Origin of the sequence: Micromonospora sp. NPDC050495 (genome assembly GCF_040655175.1) — a bacterium.
In the GTDB taxonomy this organism is placed as follows: domain Bacteria; phylum Actinomycetota; class Actinomycetes; order Mycobacteriales; family Micromonosporaceae; genus Micromonospora.
This window is the reverse complement of record NZ_JBFAJK010000001.1, coordinates 397,692-416,036: the sequence shown is the minus strand read 5'-3', so window position 1 is coordinate 416,036 and position 18,345 is coordinate 397,692. Positions and strand designations below refer to the sequence as shown.

At 73.9% G+C, this 18,345-nt stretch carries 15 protein-coding genes; 9 read left to right on the top strand and 6 right to left on the bottom strand.

Going from position 1 to position 18,345, the window contains the following annotated elements:
* The first annotated feature begins 90 nt into the window (after positions 1–90).
* From AB0I11_RS02025 to AB0I11_RS02015, 3 genes are all read left to right on the top strand, one after another.
* Positions 91–2,397, top strand: a complete 2,307-nt coding sequence (locus AB0I11_RS02025; protein WP_357309143.1) for an immune inhibitor A domain-containing protein — start codon at positions 91–93, stop codon at positions 2,395–2,397.
* 284 nt (positions 2,398–2,681) lie between these two features.
* Positions 2,682–5,084, top strand: a complete 2,403-nt coding sequence (locus AB0I11_RS02020) for an immune inhibitor A domain-containing protein (RefSeq protein WP_357310202.1) — start codon at positions 2,682–2,684, stop codon at positions 5,082–5,084.
* A 160-nt stretch (positions 5,085–5,244) separates the two neighbouring features.
* Positions 5,245–6,177: an alpha/beta hydrolase gene (locus AB0I11_RS02015; protein ID WP_357309140.1), complete on the top strand. Its 933-nt coding sequence runs from the start codon at positions 5,245–5,247 to the stop codon at positions 6,175–6,177.
* A 1-nt stretch (position 6,178) separates the two neighbouring features.
* On the opposite strand, the gene AB0I11_RS02010 is transcribed toward AB0I11_RS02015, so the two are convergent.
* Positions 6,179–6,544, bottom strand: coding sequence for a hypothetical protein (locus tag AB0I11_RS02010; protein WP_357309137.1), 366 nt, complete (start codon positions 6,542–6,544; stop codon positions 6,179–6,181).
* Positions 6,541–10,266 (bottom strand): SseB family protein, encoded by a 3,726-nt coding sequence (locus AB0I11_RS02005; protein ID WP_357309134.1) that lies wholly within the window; start codon positions 10,264–10,266, stop codon positions 6,541–6,543. Before AB0I11_RS02005 ends, AB0I11_RS02010 begins: the two co-directional genes overlap by 4 nt.
* A gap of 141 nt (positions 10,267–10,407) precedes the next feature.
* On the opposite strand from AB0I11_RS02005, the gene mycP reads away from it, so the two are divergent.
* Complete coding sequence (gene mycP / locus AB0I11_RS02000; protein WP_357309131.1) at positions 10,408–11,616, top strand: type VII secretion-associated serine protease mycosin; 1,209 nt, start codon at positions 10,408–10,410, stop codon at positions 11,614–11,616.
* A gap of 144 nt (positions 11,617–11,760) precedes the next feature.
* On the opposite strand, the gene AB0I11_RS01995 is transcribed toward mycP, so the two are convergent.
* Entirely contained in the window at positions 11,761–12,054 is a 294-nt protein-coding gene (locus AB0I11_RS01995) for a WXG100 family type VII secretion target (protein ID WP_357309128.1), read from the bottom strand.
* Between the two features lie 20 nt (positions 12,055–12,074).
* Positions 12,075–12,392, bottom strand: a complete 318-nt coding sequence (locus AB0I11_RS01990) for a WXG100 family type VII secretion target (protein ID WP_357309125.1) — start codon at positions 12,390–12,392, stop codon at positions 12,075–12,077.
* A 234-nt stretch (positions 12,393–12,626) separates the two neighbouring features.
* Here AB0I11_RS01990 and eccE point away from each other — a divergent pair, with 234 nt between their 5' ends.
* From eccE to rarD, 5 genes are all read left to right on the top strand, one after another.
* The gene (eccE, locus tag AB0I11_RS01985; RefSeq protein WP_357309122.1) at positions 12,627–14,417 is read left to right on the top strand and encodes a type VII secretion protein EccE; all 1,791 of its coding nucleotides are present in this window, start codon (positions 12,627–12,629) and stop codon (positions 14,415–14,417) included.
* Between the two features lie 110 nt (positions 14,418–14,527).
* Complete coding sequence (locus tag AB0I11_RS01980; RefSeq protein ID WP_046569252.1) at positions 14,528–14,914, top strand: phage holin family protein; 387 nt, start codon at positions 14,528–14,530, stop codon at positions 14,912–14,914.
* Between the two features lie 158 nt (positions 14,915–15,072).
* Positions 15,073–15,498, top strand: coding sequence for a GNAT family N-acetyltransferase (locus AB0I11_RS01975; protein ID WP_357309118.1), 426 nt, complete (start codon positions 15,073–15,075; stop codon positions 15,496–15,498).
* Between the two features lie 71 nt (positions 15,499–15,569).
* Positions 15,570–16,058 (top strand): GNAT family N-acetyltransferase, encoded by a 489-nt coding sequence (locus AB0I11_RS01970; RefSeq protein WP_357309115.1) that lies wholly within the window; start codon positions 15,570–15,572, stop codon positions 16,056–16,058.
* Positions 16,055–16,978, top strand: a complete 924-nt coding sequence (gene rarD, locus AB0I11_RS01965) for an EamA family transporter RarD (protein WP_357309112.1) — start codon at positions 16,055–16,057, stop codon at positions 16,976–16,978. The genes AB0I11_RS01970 and rarD overlap by 4 nt, the downstream gene beginning before the upstream one ends.
* A 14-nt stretch (positions 16,979–16,992) precedes the next feature.
* Here rarD and AB0I11_RS01960 read toward each other — a convergent pair whose 3' ends face one another.
* Positions 16,993–17,682, bottom strand: a complete 690-nt coding sequence (locus tag AB0I11_RS01960) for a zf-HC2 domain-containing protein (RefSeq protein WP_357309109.1) — start codon at positions 17,680–17,682, stop codon at positions 16,993–16,995.
* Entirely contained in the window at positions 17,679–18,194 is a 516-nt protein-coding gene (locus tag AB0I11_RS01955; protein WP_357310182.1) for a sigma-70 family RNA polymerase sigma factor, read from the bottom strand. The genes AB0I11_RS01960 and AB0I11_RS01955 overlap by 4 nt, the downstream gene beginning before the upstream one ends.
* Positions 18,195–18,345: the final 151 nt, after the last annotated feature.

Below are 18,345 nucleotides of genomic sequence, written 5' to 3'. Positions count from 1 at the left end.
AAACCTCTGTCATTGTGAGTGACGCATGACATGACAGTGATGGTTCTGGCTGTCTCTGTCATGTAACAGTTCCACAAAGGAGGAGGACCTTTGAGGAGACGAGTCACAGCGGGCCTGGCCTCGGCCGCGGCCGCGCTGCTGGCGGCCGGTGTCGTCACGGCGCCGGCGTCCGCCGCCCCGGCGGCGGGGCCCACCCCCGGCGCCGACAAGGCCAAGCACGGCAGGGACAACCTTCCGGATCCGAAGGCGGATCAGCAGCGGGAGGTCAAGAAGCAGGCGATCTCGGACCTGCTGACCGGCAAGGCCAAGCTCCAGACGCGCAACGGCTCGAAGGTCATCCAGGTGAAGGACGACCTGTTCGTCGAGTACCAGCAGGCGCCGAAGGAAGACCCCATCTTCACGATGCTGGTCAACTTCGGCGACAAGACCGACCCCCGCACCGGCGGCAGCGCCGGCCCGGTGGTCAACCAGATCCCCGAGCCGGACCGCAACTGGGACGGCAGCCCCACCGACGACAACAGCACCATGTGGCGCCCCGACTTCCACCGGGAGCACTACCTGGACATGTTCTACGGCGAGGGCGAGTCGTTCCGGGACTTCTACCTCAAGCAGTCGGGCGGTCGGTACACCGTCAACGGTGACGTGAGCGACTGGGTCACCGTTCCCTACAACGAGGCCCGGTACGGCAGCAACGCCATCTCCGAGGCCGACGGCTACTGGAACTTCGTCAAGGACAGCGCCACGTCCTGGTACGACACCCAGGTCCAGGCCGGCAAGACGTCGCAGCAGCTCAAGGACTACCTGAAGCAGTTCGACATCTGGGACAGGTACGACTTCGACGGCGACGGCAACTTCAACGAGCCCGACGGCTACATCGACCACTTCCAGGCGGTGCACGCCGGTGAGGGCGAGGAGGCCGGCGGCGGCGCCCAGGGCGAGGACGCCATCTGGTCGCACCGCTGGGCCGCGTTCCCCAACCTCGAGGGCAAGGCCGGCCCCGCCGGCAACCTGGCCGGTGGCGTCCAGATCGGCGACACCGGGCTGTGGATCCGTGACTACACCACGGAGCCGGAGAACGGTGGCCTCGGCGTCTTCGCCCACGAGTACGGTCACGACCTCGGTCTGCCGGACCTGTACGACACCGCGGGCGGCGACAACGGCACGGGCTTCTGGACGCTGATGTCCTCCGGTTCGTGGCTCAGCCACGGCATCGACGACATCGGCTCGACCCCGGGTTACATGGACCCGTGGTCGAAGCTCTACCTGGGCTGGCTGAACCACAGCACGGTCGAGTACGGCGCGGGCACCACCAAGGTGACCCTCGGCCCGGCCGGTGACAGCGACGGGCCGAAGGCCCAGGCTGTCGTGGTCAACCTGCCCGCCCAGACCCAGACCACGAACTACAACACGCCGTTCGGCGGGTCGTACGAGTGGTGGGGCGGCAGCGCGGACGACCTGAACACCACGCTGACCCGCACCCTGGACCTGACCGGTGCGACCTCCGCGTCGATCACCACGAAGGCCCAGTGGGACATCGAGGAGGACTACGACTTCCTCTACGCCGAGGTGTCGACCGACGGCGGTGCCACCTGGGCCGCCCTGTCCAACTCGCTCATCGACGCCGGCGAGACCGGGGTCGACGGCTCCACCAGCGGCAACTGGGTCGACCTGAGCTACGACCTGTCGGCGTACGCCGGCAAGACGGTGACCTTCCGCTACCGCTACGCCACCGACGGCGGCGTGCACCTGGCCGGCCCGTTCCTGGACAACATCGCGCTGACCAAGAACGGCACGGTGGCCTGGACCGACGACGCGGAGAACCTGGCCGCGGAGTGGACCGCGAAGGGCTGGACCCGGATGGGTGGCTCGGTGACCGCCAGCTACCCCCGCTTCTACATCGCCGAGAACCGGACCTACTTCGGTTACGACGACACGCTGCGGACCGGCGGCTACAACTTCGGCTTCAACAACACCCGGCCGAACTTCGTGGAGCGGTTCTCGAACCAGCCCGGCATGCTGGTCTGGTACGTGAACTACGCGTACGGCGACAACAACACGTCGCAGCACCCGGGCTACGGCCTGAACCTTCCGGTCGACGTCCGTCCGGGTGTGATCAAGGTCGGCAACCAGGGCAACATCACCAACCGGCGGAACGGCTACGACGCCACGTTCAGCCTGTACGCCAAGCCGGCCCAGACCTTCCACCTCAACGGGCAGGCGGTCACGGTTCCGGGGCTCGCCCCCAACCCGGTCTTCACCGACAACGGGGTGAACAAGTACTGGACCAGCAACAACCCGTGGAACTCGGTGAAGGTCGCCGGCAGCGGCACCAAGATCGAGATCCTGCAGCAGGGCACCACCCCGACCAGCGACATGGTCGTCAAGATCACCAACTGATCGGGTAGCACGGCAGAAGGGGCCGGTGGCGGCGACGCCACCGGCCCCTTTCGCGTACCCCGATGACATTCGCCCTGGTCATCCCGCTCGATCGACCGGCGGACATGTGACGGTGTGGAGCGATCCCAACAAAAAGTTGCTACAAATCGACGCGGCTGTCTTCCCACCGGTCACAGGAATGTCTATCTTCACCATTGGTCCCACTAGTGGGACGTCTCCACCGGCCCGTACCCCCGTTGGGCCGGTTCCCTCACACCGGAGGTATCCACGTGCGCAAAGTCGCAGTGGGTCTGCTCGGGCTCTCGCTGACGGCGACCGGACTGGTGGCGGGCACGGCCGCCAGCGCCGCGCCGACGCCGAAGCCGCCGGCCGCCGCTCCATCGGTCGCCGAGCCCGCGCGGACTGATCACGATTTGCCGAACCCGCTCGAGAGCAAGCGGCGGGCACTGCGCCAGGAGGGCTTGAGCGAGGTCCTCTCCGGCAAGGCCGCGCCGCAGAAGATCAACGGCAGCACCGTCGTCAAGGTGGGCGAGAAGGCGGCCAAGGGCCCGGCGGCCGGCCGGCAGGCCAAGAGCACCAAGGCCGGCAAGGGTCCGGTCAAGGACCAGTACGTCGAGCTGTCGCGCGAGCGGACCGACAAGATCTTCGTGATCCTCGCCGAGTTCGGCAACGAGCGGCACCCGTCCTACCCGGACCAGGACACCGACCCCGACACCCCGGGCCCGACCCGCTTCGACGGCCCGCAGAACAACGAGATCCCCAAGCCCAACCGGGCGGTGGACAATTCGACGGTCTGGCAGCCGAACTTCGACGCCGACCACTACCGGCAGCTCTACTTCGGCACCGCCCCCGGTGACGAGTCGCTGAAGCAGTACTACGAGGCGCAGTCCTCCGGCCGGTACAGCGTCGACGGTGAGGTCACCGACTGGGTCAAGGTGCGCTACAACGAGGCGCGGTACGGCCGCTCCGGCGGCTACCCGTGCGCCTCGAACGTCTGCACCAACACCTGGGCGCTGGTCCGCGAGGCCGCGAACCAGTGGGTCGCCGACCAGAAGGCCCAGGGCCGCACCGACGAGCAGATCGCCGCCGACGTCCGGTCGATGGACGAGTGGGACCGGTACGACTACGACGGCGACGGCAACTTCAACGAGCCGGACGGCTACATCGACCACTTCCAGATCGTCCACGCTGGCGGTGACGAGGCCGACGGCGACCCGCACCAGGGTGAGGACGCCATCTGGAGCCACCGCTGGTACGCCTACGCCTCCGACCAGGGCAACACCGGCCCGGCCGACTTCCCGGCCGGCGGCACCCAGATCGGCGACACCGGCGTCTGGATCGGCGACTACACCATCCAGCCGGAGAACGGCGGCCGCAGCGTCTTCTACCACGAGTTCGGCCACGACCTCGGCCTGCCGGACGACTACAACAACATCAACGGCGGCGACAACAACAACGAGCACTGGACCCTGATGGCCCAGAGCCGCCTCGGTGACAAGAACGACGGTGGCATCGGCGAGCGGGGCGGCGACCTCGGCGCCTGGAACAAGCTCCAGCTCGGCTGGCTCGACTATGAGACCGTCGTCGCCGGCCAGACCAAGACGCTGAAGCTCGGCCCGCAGGAATACCACAGCAAGGAGGCGCAGGGCGTTGTCGTCGTGCTACCCCCGCGCACGTACACCTTCGACAACGGCCAGCCGTTCGAGGGCACCAAGCAGTGGTTCTCGGGCAACGACGACGACCTGAACACCACGATGACGCGGACGATCGACCTCACCGGGAAGACCAGCGCCACGCTCACCATGAAGGGTCGTTACAACATCGAAGAGGACTACGACTACCTCTTCTTCGAGGCCTCCACCGACGGTGGCCAGAGCTGGGCCACGCTGCCGGGCACGGCCAACGGCAAGGCGCTCAAGGAGATCTCGCCCGGGCGCTTCGCCCTGGACGGCTCCACCGACAACAAGTGGGCCGACATCACCATCCCGCTCGACGCGCTGGCCGGCAAGACGGTGCAGTTCCGGCTCCGCTACCAGACCGACGGCGGCCTCTCCGCCGGTGGCTTCTACGGTGACGCGATCACCGTGACCGCCGACGGGGCAAGCCTCTTCACCGACGGCGCGGAGACGGGCGCGGGTGCCTGGACGCTCAACGGCTTCAGCATCCAGGCGGCGACCTACACCAAGCAGTTCGCCAACTACTACATCGCCGGCAACCGGTCGTACGTCTCGTACGACAAGTACCTGAAGACCGGCCCGTACTACTTCGGCTACGCGAACACCCGGCCGGACTATGTGGACCACTACGCGTACCAGACGGGTCTGCTGGTCTCGTACTGGAACCTGCGGTGGGCGGACAACGACACGTTCGAGCACCCGGGCGAGGGTCGAAACATGATCATCGACGCGCACCCGGAGCCGCTGTACAACCTGACCGGCGCCCCGTGGCGGGCCCGCGTCCAGGTGTACGACGCGCCGTTCAGCCTGCAGCGGCCGGACTCGTTCACGCTGCACATCAACGGCCAGCCGCAGTACGTGCGGGGCCAGAAGGCGCAGCCGCTGTTCGACGACACCAAGCAGTACTGGTACCCGGAGCTGCCGAACCACGGCGTCAAGCTGCCGGCCGCCGGAGTCAAGATCAAGGTCCTGGAGCAGGACGGTACCCGGATGAAGATCCGCATCTCCTGATCCGTCCGACCGACGCGACACACCCGCGATGCCCGGGCAGCACAGCTGCCCGGGCATCGCCCTTTCCGCCGCCGCCGCGGCCCCGAGGTGTCCCGGAGAATCCCCTGATCCTGACCACCTGCGCGGCCGGTCCCGGGCATCCGGCCCTAGGCTGTGCCCCATGACCGACCAGCGAGGCGGACCCGTCGACGAGTCCTGTGTCCTCCCCGAGGGACCCTGGACACACCGCTTCGTCGGCGCCAACGGCAGCCGCTTCCACGTCGTCGAGGCCGGCACCGGCCCGATGGTGCTCTTCCTGCACGGCTTCCCCGAGTACTGGTACGCCTGGAAGGACCTGCTGCCGGCCGTCGCCGACGCCGGGTTCCGGGCGGTCGCCGTCGACCTGCGCGGCTACGGCGCGAGCGACAAGCCGCCCCGGGGGTACGACGGCTACACGCTCGCCGCCGACGTGGCCGGCCTGATCCGCGCCCTCGGCGAACGGTCGGCCACCCTGGTCGGCAGCGGGGCCGGCGGCCTCATCGGCTGGACCGCCGCCTCCTTCCATCCGACCCTGGTCCGGCGGCTGGTGGTGCTGGGCGCGCCGCATCCGCTGCGCCTGCGGGCCGCCATCTTCGCCGACCCGCGCGGGCAGTTCACCGCCTCCACCCCGACGCTGAAGTTCCAGCTCCCCCGCTACGAGCACGTGCTGACCCGGGACGACGGCGCCGAGGTCGAGCGGATGCTGCGCCGCTGGGGCGGTCCGGCCTGGGTGCACGGTCCCGAGTTCGAGGCGTACGCGCGCTGCTGCCGGGTGGCGATGCAGATCCCGCAGGCCGCCTTCTGCGCCCTGGAGGGCTACCGGTGGGCGTTCCGTTCGGTGCTGCGGCTGCACGGCTACCGGTTCGTCAAGCTGATGCAGAAGCCACTCGTCACGCCGACCCTCCAACTGCACGGCGCGCTCGACCGGGCGTCCCTGCCCCGCACCGCCCAGGGCTCCGGCCGCTACGTCAGCGGCCCGTACGAGTGGCGGCTGCTCGACGGGGTCGGCCACTTCCCGCACGTCGAGGCCCACGACCTGGTCCTCGGCGAGGTGCTGCGCTGGACGAAGTCCTGAGTCAGATCCGCTGCTCGCGCAGGTCGGCGACCTCGCGCGCCGGCGCCCACCCCTGGTAGACGCCGAAGTCGAACGCCTCCAGCCCCATCGCCTTCGCCACCGGCCAGCGCCCGCCGGTGTACTCGACCCGCAACCAGCCCTCGTGCTCGGCCAGCACGATGAACGGCTGCCCCTGCCAGGTGCAGGTGGTCCGCACGTACGCGAGATCCTCGACCTCGGCGGCCGGCACCACCCGCACGTACCGGCCGGGGCGTACCTCCTCGAAGCCCTCACCGGGCTCGGGCTGGTAGAGGCGGACGTCGTCGCCGTCCGGGCTGGCCTGGTACTCCCGGCCCTGCCAGCGGGCCACGTAACCGTCCCGGTTCATGCCGGTTCCACCGGTCGCCAGAGCAGCGCGTCGGTGTCCAGGACCGCGACCACCCGCTCGCTGCCGTCCGCGCCGACCCGCCACAGCTCCGCGCCGTGCGGCAGCCGGGCGCTGTCCACCTTGAACTCGGCGACCACGTCGCTGGTCTCCCCCGGCGCGAAGCCGTTGCCACGGAACGGGGGACGCTCGATGACCCAGCCCTCCATCGCCCGCATGGCGGCCTCGTTCTGCCCCCCGTACGGGATGCGGTAGAGGCTGGGCCGGTACGCCGGCCAGCGCAGCAGATAGATCTCCTCGGCGTCCCGCCGGAACGGCGAGTCCGGGTGCCCGAGGCCGAGCGTGTCGAAGAGTTCGGCCGGCGTACGCAGGTGCGACAGCTCGCTGGCCCGGTGCACGAAGCCGGACACCCGGTCGTAGCCGCGCTCCAGGTAGTAGGCGAGCTGGCTCGGCGCGATGGCCTTCTGCATGGTCACCGGACGGGTGCGGTCCACCGGGGGCACAGCCGGCCGGCTGGTGGACGCCGGTTCGGTATCGGCGGCGGAGGCGTCCGCCTCGCCGTCCGGGTCGTCGCCGAGCCCCACCTCGGCGGCCCAGTTGGCCAGCGCGAGGACCTGCTCACCCGGGTAGGTCGCGCCGACCGGGCTGCCCGGGTTCACCGCGAACGACCAGCTCACGTCCGGCCAGCTCCGGATCAGCCGGACGAACTTCACCCGTACCGTGTCGACCGGGCCGCCGGAGCGCTCGGCGAGCCGCTCGGGCGAGGTGTGCACCACCACGTATGTCCCGCCGTCGAGCTGCTCGGTCCGCCACACGAAGCCCGGGTCGCCGGGCCGGCTGCTCGGCGCGGAGTCGGGGGCCACCGGCAGCAACACCCGGGCCAGCAGCAGCGTGGTGAGGAACCCGTCGGTGCTGCCGCTGCTCGTCGCGGCCAGCAACTCCTCCTCGACCTCGTTCGCCGGAACGAAGTCGGCCGGCGCCACCGGCACGCCGCCGGCCGCCGGGGTCGGGCCGGCGGTGGCTGCGGTGACCGGTGTCGCTGGCTCCTCCGCGGCGCCGGTGGGCGCACCCGTCCTGCCGGCGTCGAGGGGCGTCCCGGCGGCGTCGGACGTCCCGGCGGCATTGCGGGGCGTCCCGGCGGGACCCGCGGGCGGTCCGGTGGGGTCGGCGGTCGGTCCTGGCGGCTGGCTGGCGGGTGTGAACAGTGATGCCGCTCCCGGGGCGACGGGCGGCGAGCCCGGCGATCCGTCAGCGGGGGCGACCGGCGGAACGCTCTCGTCGCTCGCCGGCGACGGCCGGGTCCCGGACGGCGCGTCGGCGGGACCGAAGAACGAGTCCGCCAGCAGGGTCTCCCCGGTGACCGGCGACCCGCCCGGCACGGCGGGCGGGTCGAACAGCGGCCCGGTGGGCTCGGCCGGTGGACCGAACAGCGGCACCGTCGGCTCGGCGAGCGGATCGTGCAGCGGCACCGTCGGCTCGGCGGGCGGCTGGACCGGCTCGAACAGGGATCCGGTGACGGGCGGGCGGGCCGGGGCGGACGGCTCGTCAACCGACCGGCCGTCCGGGCCGGAGCGCACGAGGAATGCCGCGTCCGGCTCGGCCGGACGGCCCGCCACGCCGACCGGCTCGACGCCGCCGGGTGGGTCGAGGGTGAGAGGCACGGTCGCCTCGCTGGCACCAGCCCAGGGCGCGACCGGCTCGCCACCACCCGCCGGGTGCACCGGCGGCGCGGCCTGCTCCGGGGCGCCGGCCCAGGGCACGACCGGCTCGCCACCACCCGCCGGGTGCACCGGCGGCACCATCGGCTCGCTCAAACCGCGCCAAGGCGCGACCGGCTCGCCACCACCCGCCGGGTGCACCGGCGGTGCGGCCTGCTCCGGGGCGCCGGCCCAGGGCACGACCGGCTCGACCCCGCCCATCGAATGCCCCGGCGGCACCCTCGCCTCGGTCGTCGCCGGGGCGGCGACGGGAACGGTGGGTACGGCGTACGGCTCGGGGACCACCGGCTCCGGCCGGGCCGGTGCCGGCGGCTCGGGAACGGTGAGGTCCCGGGCCTCGATGACCGTGCCCTCGATGACGATCGGGGTGAACCCCCGCCGCGACGCGGGCGGGGCGGACACCGGCTCGGCGAGCGACGGGGGTAGCTCCTCCGCCTCCGCCGGGACGGCGAAGCCCGCCTCCCCCGGCGCCGGGATGGGCTGGGTGCGCTCGTCGGCGTCGGTCAGGTCGGCGGGGTGGGGACGGCGCCGGGGCAGGGCCTGGGTCGTCTCCTCGGCGGAACCGGGCGGTGCCGCCGGGCGGAAGGCGCGCGGCGGCTCCTCATCGGTACCCGGGCGGAGGGCCGGGGTGGCCTCGGTGGCCGCGGCGGTGCTGAACGCCCGGGTCGGGTCCTCGGGCACCGGCTCGTTCAGCGGCCGGCGACGCGGGAACGGCCGCCCGCCACCGGCGAACCGGGACGGCGGTGCGGGGCGCTCGGCACCCCGGCTCGCCGGCTCCACTGGGGACGGGCGCCGGGACGGATCGGCGGGCGACTCGAAGAACGAGCGGGCCGGCGGCGGGGGCGCGGGCTCGCCGGAGCGGCTCCGGGAGGCGTCGCCCCGGCCGGCGTCGGCGAAGGGGTCCGGTTCGTCGGGCCGCCGCCGTAGGTCGCTCACCCAGCCGGAGAGGCTGTCGGCGGCGTCGTCGGAGGGGTTGGCGGGGGCCCGGTCGGCCAGGCCGTTGCCCGGGCGGAGCCATCCGTCGCGGGCCGTCGCGTCGCCCTCCGGCGGTCGGCCCGGCGACCCGAGGCGGTTCGCGGCCAGGAAGCCGGGCGGTCCGGGGCGGCGGGGTATCGGCGGCAGCGGTGGGTCGGCCGCGCCCGGCGCGGCGGGGCGGCCGGACGGGACGGGCGGTGCCGGGAGTGACCCGGTCGCCGGCTCGACCGGCGGGGCCGCGCCCCGGAGGTCGGTCGCGGTCTGCCCCCAGGGCGCGGCCGGCGACGCCGTGGCGGGGAAGCCGGACGACGCCGGTTCCGCCGGGCGGGCCGGCGCGGAGCGGCCGGCCGTGGGTACGCCGGCGGCCGGACCATCAGGTCGCGTCGGTTGGCCGGGGAACCCGGAGCGCGGCAGGGGCGAGACGACCGGAGCCGGAGCAGGGGCAGGGGCCGGGTCGGGCGTGGCCGGCGCGACCGGCGCCCTCGATCCCGGCACGGCGGGCCCCGTCGGCCACCCGGCCGGGGTCGAGCCGGCGCCGTCCGCCGGCGGGGTCACGCCGGCCGGCGTCTCCCGGCCGGTGGCGCGGGCGCGGGTCGCGTTCTCCACCCGCTCCAGGCGGGCCCGGGCTCCCATGGTGCGCCCCGGCAGCCGGACGTCCCCCCGCGACAGTTGGGCCACGTACCAGGCCGGCAGGTAGCCCTCGATGGGCAGGCCCGGATTGACCGCGAGCCACCACTCATGGTTGGGCCAGCCGACGGCCAGTTCGGCGTACGGGACGCGCCGGGTGGCACCGGCGTTCTCGCCCAGGCAGGCCCGCATCGCGTTGACCGAGGTAAATGCCAGAATGTGCGTCCGGCCGCCGGTCGTCCAGGTGCCCCAGCCCACCGGGGACTGCCCGCCGAGCGCCTCGGCGGAGACCGGCAGCAGGAGATCCGTCCTGGTCAGGATGCGGAAGTAGAGCTGCTGGTCCTGGGCGCGGAGGGCATCCCGCAGCGCCACCTCGGCCTCGGTGGCCGGCTCCCATCCGGTCACGGCCACCTCTCCTTCCGTGCACAGGCCACAGGTATCGCCTACAACCTACAAGGTGGTAACAAGATCACAATGGCTGGCCGCCGGCGGCGCGGCGGGGCGCTAACATCCCGTTCCGGAGTCGACACGATACGGAGGCGGTCGATGTCCCGGCCCATCGCACGCCCGGCCCTGGCCCTCCTGGCGGCCGTTCTCGGCACCGTGCTGCCGGCGGCCACCCCGGCGGCCGCCCGGGTGCCCGCCACGTGCGCCACGCCGCCCGCACCGGCGCGCCCGGTGACCGGCCGGCCGTGGCCCCAGCAACGGTACGCGCCCGACCGCCTCGCCCCGCTCGCCACCGGCGCCGGGGTGGTGGTCGCGGTCGTCGACTCGGGCGTGGACCGGACGCATCCCCAGCTCGCCGGGCGGGTACTGGCCGGCGCCGACTTCCTCGACCCGGGCGGCGACGGCACCCGGGACTGCGCCGGACACGGCACCGGGGTGGCGAGCATCATCGCCGCGGCGCCCCAGTCCGGGGTGGCGTTCCGGGGCCTGGCGCCGGGCGTCCGCATCCTGCCGGTACGGGTCAGCGAGCAGCAGGTCGTCGACGGGCGGGAGGCGGGGCGGACGGTGGGCGCGGCCGGTTTCGCCCAGGCCATCCGGTGGGCGGTGGACCACGACGCCGACGTGCTCAACCTCTCAGTGGTGCTGTACGCGGACCACCCCGCGGTGCGGGCCGCGATCGCCTACGCGCAACGCCGGGAGGTCGTCGTGGTGGCCGCCGCCGGCAACCTGCACGACAGCGGCGATCCGTGGCCGTACCCGGCGGGGTACGACGGGGTGCTCGGGGTGGGTGCGATCGGGGCGGACGGGGTGCGCTCCCCCTTCTCCCAGACCGGCCCGTACGTCGACGTGGTGGCGCCCGGCAGCGACGTGCTGATGGCCGCCCCGGGACGGGGGCACCACCGGGCCGAGGGCACGAGCTACGCCACCCCGTTCGTGGCGGCCACCGCCGCCCTGCTGCGGCAGTATCGCCCCGAACTGAGCGCGGCGGAGGTGACCCGGCGGATCCTGGCCGGTGCCGACCCGGCGCCCGGCACCGGGGAGGGCTACGGGGCGGGGGTGCTCAATCCGTACCGGGCGGTGACCGAGTCGGCGGGGCCGGTGGCCGCCCGACCGGACCGGGTGGCGGCGCTGGCGCTCGACCGGGACGACCCGGCCACCCTGGCCCGGCAGGCGCGTCGCGCGGCGGCCCGGCACCGGGCGCTCCTGGTGGCCGGCGCGGCGGGCGCGGCGGCCCTCGTGCTGGTGCTGATGGCCGCGGTGCTTCCGCGCGGCGCCCGCCGTCGCTGGCGCCCGGCCGACCCGGCCTGATCCGCCCGCCGTCGCTGGCGCCCGGCCGACCCCGCCTGATCCGCCCGCCGTCCCGCGTCCGGGCCGGCTCGGCCGGCCGGGCGACGGTTCCGGGTCGGGCATCGGGCACCCCACGACGCGAACCCGCGATCGACCGGGCCGGGACTACTGGAAGAGGTTGGTGTTGCGCTTCTCGGTGTCGAGATAGTCGGCGGCGGAATCGTCCACCGCCAGCTTGATGTCGCGCAGCATCGCCTGGAGGTCCTGGGAGGCCGCCCGCCACCGCGCCTGCCGCTGTTCGTACGCCTCGCGGGCCTCGCCGGACCAGCTCGCGACCAGCGGAGCGGCGTCCCGCTCGAGCTGGCCGAGCTGGCTGTCGAGGGTGTTCAACGCCTTCTGGATGTCCGCCCCGGCCTGGTGCAGCGCGGCGAAGTTGACGACCAGCACACCGTGGTCCATCGGTTCCGTCCTTCCCTGGGTCAGAGCGGCAGTTGGATGCCGCGGTGCGTGCCGGCCACCCGGGTGGCCGCCTCGGTGTCCGACGCGTCGTACTGCCGGCCGGCGGTGCGGATCGCGGTGGCGGTCTCCCGCAGGGCCCGCTGCAGCGCCGCCTGGTCCTCCGCCCACTGCCGCTTGACCTGCTCGAACGACCGCCCGCCGGCACCCCGCCAGGCCTGCTGCAACACCTCCAGCTCCGCCATCAGGCCACTGAGCATGGTCTGCAACGACTGGTCCACCTGCTCGAACTTCGCGGCGGTCTGCCGCATCACCGCAGCCTCCGCCTGGGTCTGGGACATCCCGGACGTCACCTCGTCTCCTCGGTCGTGGCTGGTCGTCGCAACGACCACCGTGGATATGTCGGAGCGCGCGGTGCCGGAATCGGGGATGGGAGGGGACGGCGCGCTCGACGAACTCGTCGCTGACGGTAGCGGTCTGATTCCGGTTCTGCTACCCCCTGGGCTCCCCTGTGGACAAAGACGGCCTACGATGAGCCACGGCATCGTCACCCGACGAACAGGTGAGGAGGCGCGGTGACGGCGACCACGACCGGCCGGCCCCCGGCGGTCTCCGGGGCGCCACGCTGGACGCTGCGCCCCGCCGCCGGGGCGCGGGCCGGTCAGGTGGTGGCCACCCAGCTCGCGGTCGCCGCGCTCGTCGCGGCGGTCGGGCGCGGGGCGGCGGTGACCGCGGCCGCCCTGCTGCTGGCGGCGGTGCTGCTCCCCGCGGCCTGGGCCCGCTGGCGCGGGCGTTGGCTGCACGAGTGGCTGCTGATCGGTCTCGGGCACCTCGGCCGGTCGCGCGCCCTGCCGGCCACCGCCGGGCCGGCCGCGCTGCTGGGGCTGGTCGCCCCCGGCACGACGGTGCACCCCGTCGAGCTGGCCGGCGGGCCGGCCGCCGTGCTGGACGACCCGGCCGGCACGACCGCGCTGCTGGAGATCGGCGACCCCAACGACCTGCTCGGCGACGGCTCGCGGGCCCTGCCCGCACCGCTGTCCCTGCTGCCCCCGACCGGCCCGGACAGCCCACCGGTGCGGGTCCAGCTGCTGCTCTCCGCCTCGCCCGCCCCCGCGCCCGGCGCCGGGGCCGGCCCGGCCGGCGTCTCCTACCGGCAGCTCACCGACGGGCGGCTGGCCGCCCGGTCGCGGGCCGTGCTCGCGGTCCGCGTGCTCCGGCCCGAGGGCTGGTCGGACGCGGAGCTGCGGCGGGCGCTTGCCGGGGCGGTCCGGCGGATCGTGCGCCGGCTCGGGCCGCTGACCGGCCGTCCGTTGGGCGGGCCGGCGGCCCTGCGGGTGGTGGCCGAGCTGGCTCATCACGATCCGGGCGCGCCGGTCCGCGAGTCCTGGCCGGCGGTCACGGCCGGCGGGCTGACCCAGGCCACCTACCGGTTGTGCCGCTGGCCGGACCCGCACGGCGAGGCGGGCCGGCGGCTGGTGCCCCGGCTGCTGGCGCTGCCCGCCACCGCGGCCACCGTGGCGCTCTGCGTCGGTCCGCGCGCCGGTGCCGACGCCGCGCCGGTTCCGGTCGAGCTGACCGTACGGCTGGCCGCCCGGACCGCCGACGAGCTGTCGGTCGCCGACCGGGCCCTGCACCGGCTGGTCGGCGATCTGGGCGCGGCGGTCCGGCGGCTGGACGGTGAGCACCTGGCCGGCCTGGCCGCCACGCTGCCGCTGGCGGTGGCCCGGGGCGGCGCCCCGGTGGCCGGGGCCGAGCTGGCGGCGCTGGAGCTGCCGCTCGGCGAGTCCGGGCTGATGGTCGGGACCAACCGGCACGGCGGCGGGGTGACGGTCCGCCTCTTCGGGCCCGGCCCGACCCGGCTGCTCCTGGTCGGCGGGGTACGCGCCGCGCAGCTCATGGCGCTGCGTGCGCTGGCGCTCGGCGCCCGGGTGGTGGTGCGGACCGGCCGGCCCCGGGCCTGGGAGCCCTTCGTGCGGGGCGTGGGCGGGGCGGTGCCGCTGCTTCCGCCGGGGCGGCCGGTGGGCGGTGCGCCGGGCTCGCCCCTGCGACCGCTGCTGCTGGTGGCCGACGGCGGCGCGCCACCGGCCGAGACCGGCCCCTGGTGCTCGGTGCTGCTGCTCCGGGAGGAGATGGCCGCCGCCGACGCGCCGGCGCTGGCCCGGGCCGACCTGGCGATCCTGCAACCGCTGGATCCCGGTGAGGCGGCGCTGGCCGGCGCGGCCCTGGGCCTCGGCGGCTCGGCGGCGTGGCTGACCCGGATCCGGGACGACATGGTGGCCGTGGTCAACCGGCGGGCGCTGCGCTGGGCGCTGCTCTCCCCGACGCCGATCGAGGCGCAGCTGATCGGCCGGCCGAGCCGCCGCTGAACGGCCGCGGATTCGACGCGGCTCGACCGGCCGAGCCGCCGCCGAACCGGCGCGGATTCGTCGATCTTTCCGGGTTCCCCCGGTGGACGGTCCGTGGCACGATCCCGGCCATGGGTTTTCTGAAGGGTCTTCTGATCCGGCTGGCCACGACGGCCGTGGCCTTCTGGCTCGCCACGCTGCTCATCCCGGGCATCACCCTGGACTCCGACTCGGCCACCGAGACGGTGACCACGCTGGTGCTGGTGGCGGCGATCTTCGGGGTGGTCAACGCCGTGCTCCAGCCGGTCATCAAGACCGTCGGTTGCGGCTTCTACCTGCTCACCCTCGGTCTGATCGCGCTGGTGGTCAACGGGCTGCTCTTCCTGCTGACCAGCTGGATCGCCGGTGAGGCCGGGCTGCCGTTCCACGTCGACGACTTCTGGCCGGCGGCGGTGCTGGGCGCGCTCTTCGTCGGCATCGTGACCTGGATCCTCGGCGCGGTCCTCGACCGCGACTGATCACAACGGCGGTCCTCGACCGCGACTGATCACAACGGCGGTCCTCGACCGCGACTGACCACAACGGCGCGGTCCTCGACCGCGACTGACCACATCGGCTCGGCCCCGGAGGGTCGCCGTGCGACGGCGCCCGCCGGGGTCACGACGCGGGGAGGGGCATGCCGACGTTCATGATCCGGGCGGCCACGGACGCGGACGTCGAGGCCGTCCTGGCCTTCTGGCGGTTCGCCGCCGAGGACACCGACCGGCACGACACCGCGGCCGGGCTGCACCGGCTGGTCGCGCGCGACCCCGAGGCCCTGCTGTTGGCGGTCGATCAGGACACGGTGGTGGGTTCGGTGATCGCGGGCTGGGACGGCTGGCGCGGGCACCTGTACCGGTTCGCCGTCCATCCGGCGCACCGTCGCCGGGGCATCGGCCGGGCGCTGCTGGCCGCCGCCGAACGGCACCTGGCCCGGCTCGGTGCCCGGCGTGCCGACGCCATGGTGCTCGACGACAACACGCTGGGCCGGCAGGTCTGGGCCGCCGCCGGTTACCGGCAGCAGACGGAGTGCCACCGCTGGGTCAAGCCGCTGTCGTCCTGACCGGGGCGGCCAGACCAGCGGGCGGGAATTGGCTCGTGAGCAGGGCGGGTGCCGGTACTAGCGTCGATCGGGTGTTCTCTCTGACCCGCGCCGACGGCTACCAGCTCAGCACCGACCCGGACCAGCTCGACCTCGACCGGGTGCACCACTGGCTCTCCACCGACGCGTACTGGGCGCTCGGGCGGGAGCGGGAGACGGTGGCCCGCGCCTTCGCCGGCTCGATCGGGTTCGGCGTCTACCGGCCCGGGGACGGCCGGCAGGTGGCGGTCGCCCGGGTGGTCACCGACCAGGCCACCTTCGCCTGGCTCTGCGACGTGTACGTGGACCCCGCGGAGCGGGGCCGGGGGCTGGGCACCTGGCTGGCCGGGGCGGTCCGCGACCACCTGGCCGGGCTGGGCGTACGGCGGATCCTGCTGGCCACCGCGGACGCGCACGGGGTCTACGCGAAGGTCGGCTTCGGCCCGGTCGACGCGCGGCACTGGATGCAGTACGACCGGCGGGTGAAGCCGGTCACCAGAAAGGATCCCGACCCCAGGCCACCCCTTACGGTAGAGGCGTGAACCAGACCCGCCTCGGTTACCTGTACGGCCTCGGCGCGTACCTGATCTGGGGTTTCTTCCCGCTCTATCTGAAGCTGCTCCGGCCGGCCGGGCCGGTGGAGATCCTCGCCCACCGGATCGTCTGGTCGGTGCTCTTCGTGGCGCTGCTGCTGGGCGCGATGCGCAACATCGGCTTCCTGCGCGCGCTGGCCCGGCGGCCCCGGGCGCTGGCCGGCATCGCCACCGCGGCCGCGCTGATCGCCGTCAACTGGGGCACCTACATCTACGGCGTGAACTCCGACCGGGTGGTGGAGACGGCCCTCGGCTACTTCATCAACCCGCTGGTCATCGTGCTGATCGGGGTCTTCCTGCTGCGCGAGCGGCTGCGCCCGGCGCAGTGGGTGGCGCTCGCGGTGGGCGGGGCCGCCGTCGCGGTGCTCACCGTCGACTACGGCCGGCTGCCCTACCTGGCGCTGGTGCTGGCCTTCAGCTTCGCCGGCTACGGGCTGGTCAAGAAGCGCCTCGCCCTGCCCGCCGCGGAAGGGCTCTTCGTCGAGTCGGCGGCGCTGGCCCTGCCGGCCCTGGCTTATCTCGGCTGGCTGACCCGGCGCGGCGACCTCGCCTTCGGGCACGTCTCGGCCGGGCACACCGCGCTGCTGGTGCTCGCCGGCGCGGCCACCGCCGTCCCGCTGCTGCTCTTCGCCGGGGCGGCCAACCGGCTGCCGCTGTCCACCCTCGGCATGCTCCAGTACGTCGGCCCGATCCTCCAGCTCGGCTGCGGGGTGCTGGTCTTCCACGAGCCGATGCCACCGGCCCGGCTGGCCGGCTTCGCGCTGGTCTGGCTCGCGCTGGTCATCTTCACCGTGGACGCCCTCCGCGCCGCCCACCGCACCCGCGCCGGCGCCCGTACCCCCGACCCCGTGCCCAGCCCGGCCCGCTGACCACCGCGCGGGGGTCAGCGGACGTCGTAGGCGAGGACGGCGGTGTCGTCGCCGCGGAGCAGTTCCAGCCGGACCAGTTCGCCCTGGGTGAAGTGGGTCGCGCCGGTGAAGCGCAGGTCGTCGCCGGGAGCGGCCAGCCAGGACCCGATCTGCTCCGTCGCGCCGTCCGGGCCGTGCGCCACCAGCCGGAAGGTGTACGCCTCGCGGTGCCCGGCCCGGCGGTCGTACCCGCAGTGCATGGTCACCTCGGTGCCCCAGTCGGTACCGGTGAGGCCGATCTCGGCGTGCACCGGCACCGTGCCGGCGACGGGCCGCATGGCGGCCAGCGACACCGCCGGCGCGGGCGGCGGGACGGCCGGCCGCAGCAGCGACACCCCGACGCCGGTGAGCACCGCCAGGGCCGCCGCGGCGAGCGCGGTGGCCGCGTACCGACGGCGGGACCGGGACCGATCGCGGCGCCGGCGCTCCCGCGCGGCGTCGAGCAGCGCCGGCACCCGGGCGGTCTCCGGCCCGTCGTCCAGGAACTGTTCCAGCCCGGCCGGGTCGAGCCGGCCCAGCAGCCCGGGCAGCACGGCGATCTCGGCCACCGCCTCCCGGCAGGACGCGCAGCCGGCCAGGTGCCGCTCGTAGGCGGCGCGGTCGGCGGGGGTGAGGGCACCCAGCACGTACGCCCCGTCGTCGTGCGCGAACTCGCAGCGGGTCATCCGGTCACCCCCATCTCGGCCAGGACCAACCGTAGTGAGCGCAGCGCGTAGTGGGTGCGGGACTTCACCGTGCCCGCCGGTACCCCCAGGCGGGCGGCCGCCTCCGCCACCGAGCGGCCCTGGTAGAAGCACTCGACCAGCACCTCGCGGTGGGTCGGGGTGAGCCGGTTGAGCGCCTCGGCCACCGTCCACGCCTCGACCGCGCGTTCCGCCTCGTCGACTGTCTCGGACGGCTCGGGCAGCTCGTCGGTGTAGACCTCGCCGACCCGGGTGGACCGGCGCCGCCAGGCGTCGATGGCCAGGTTCCGGGCGGTGGTGAAGAGCCAGGCACGGACCGAACCGCGCCGGGGGTCCAGCGACTCGGGGTGCCGCCAGGCGCGGAGCAGGGTCTCCTGCACCAGGTCCTCGGCGCGGGTGCGGTCGCCGTTGACCAGCCGGAGGGCGTGCGCGAAGAGCGCGTCGGCGTGCTCGTCGTGCAGGGCGCGCAGCAGTTGGGCGTCGTGGTCGGTGATGGTGATCCCTCGCTTCCGCTGGCGGCGAGACCGGCGATGCGTTCGACCCTTGATACGTGCGGTGACGCCGATCGGTTCAGCCCCAGGTCAGGTCGTCGCCGGAGCGGTCCGGTCGGGAGGGCCGGCCGGGTGGGCGACCGGTGCCGGGAGG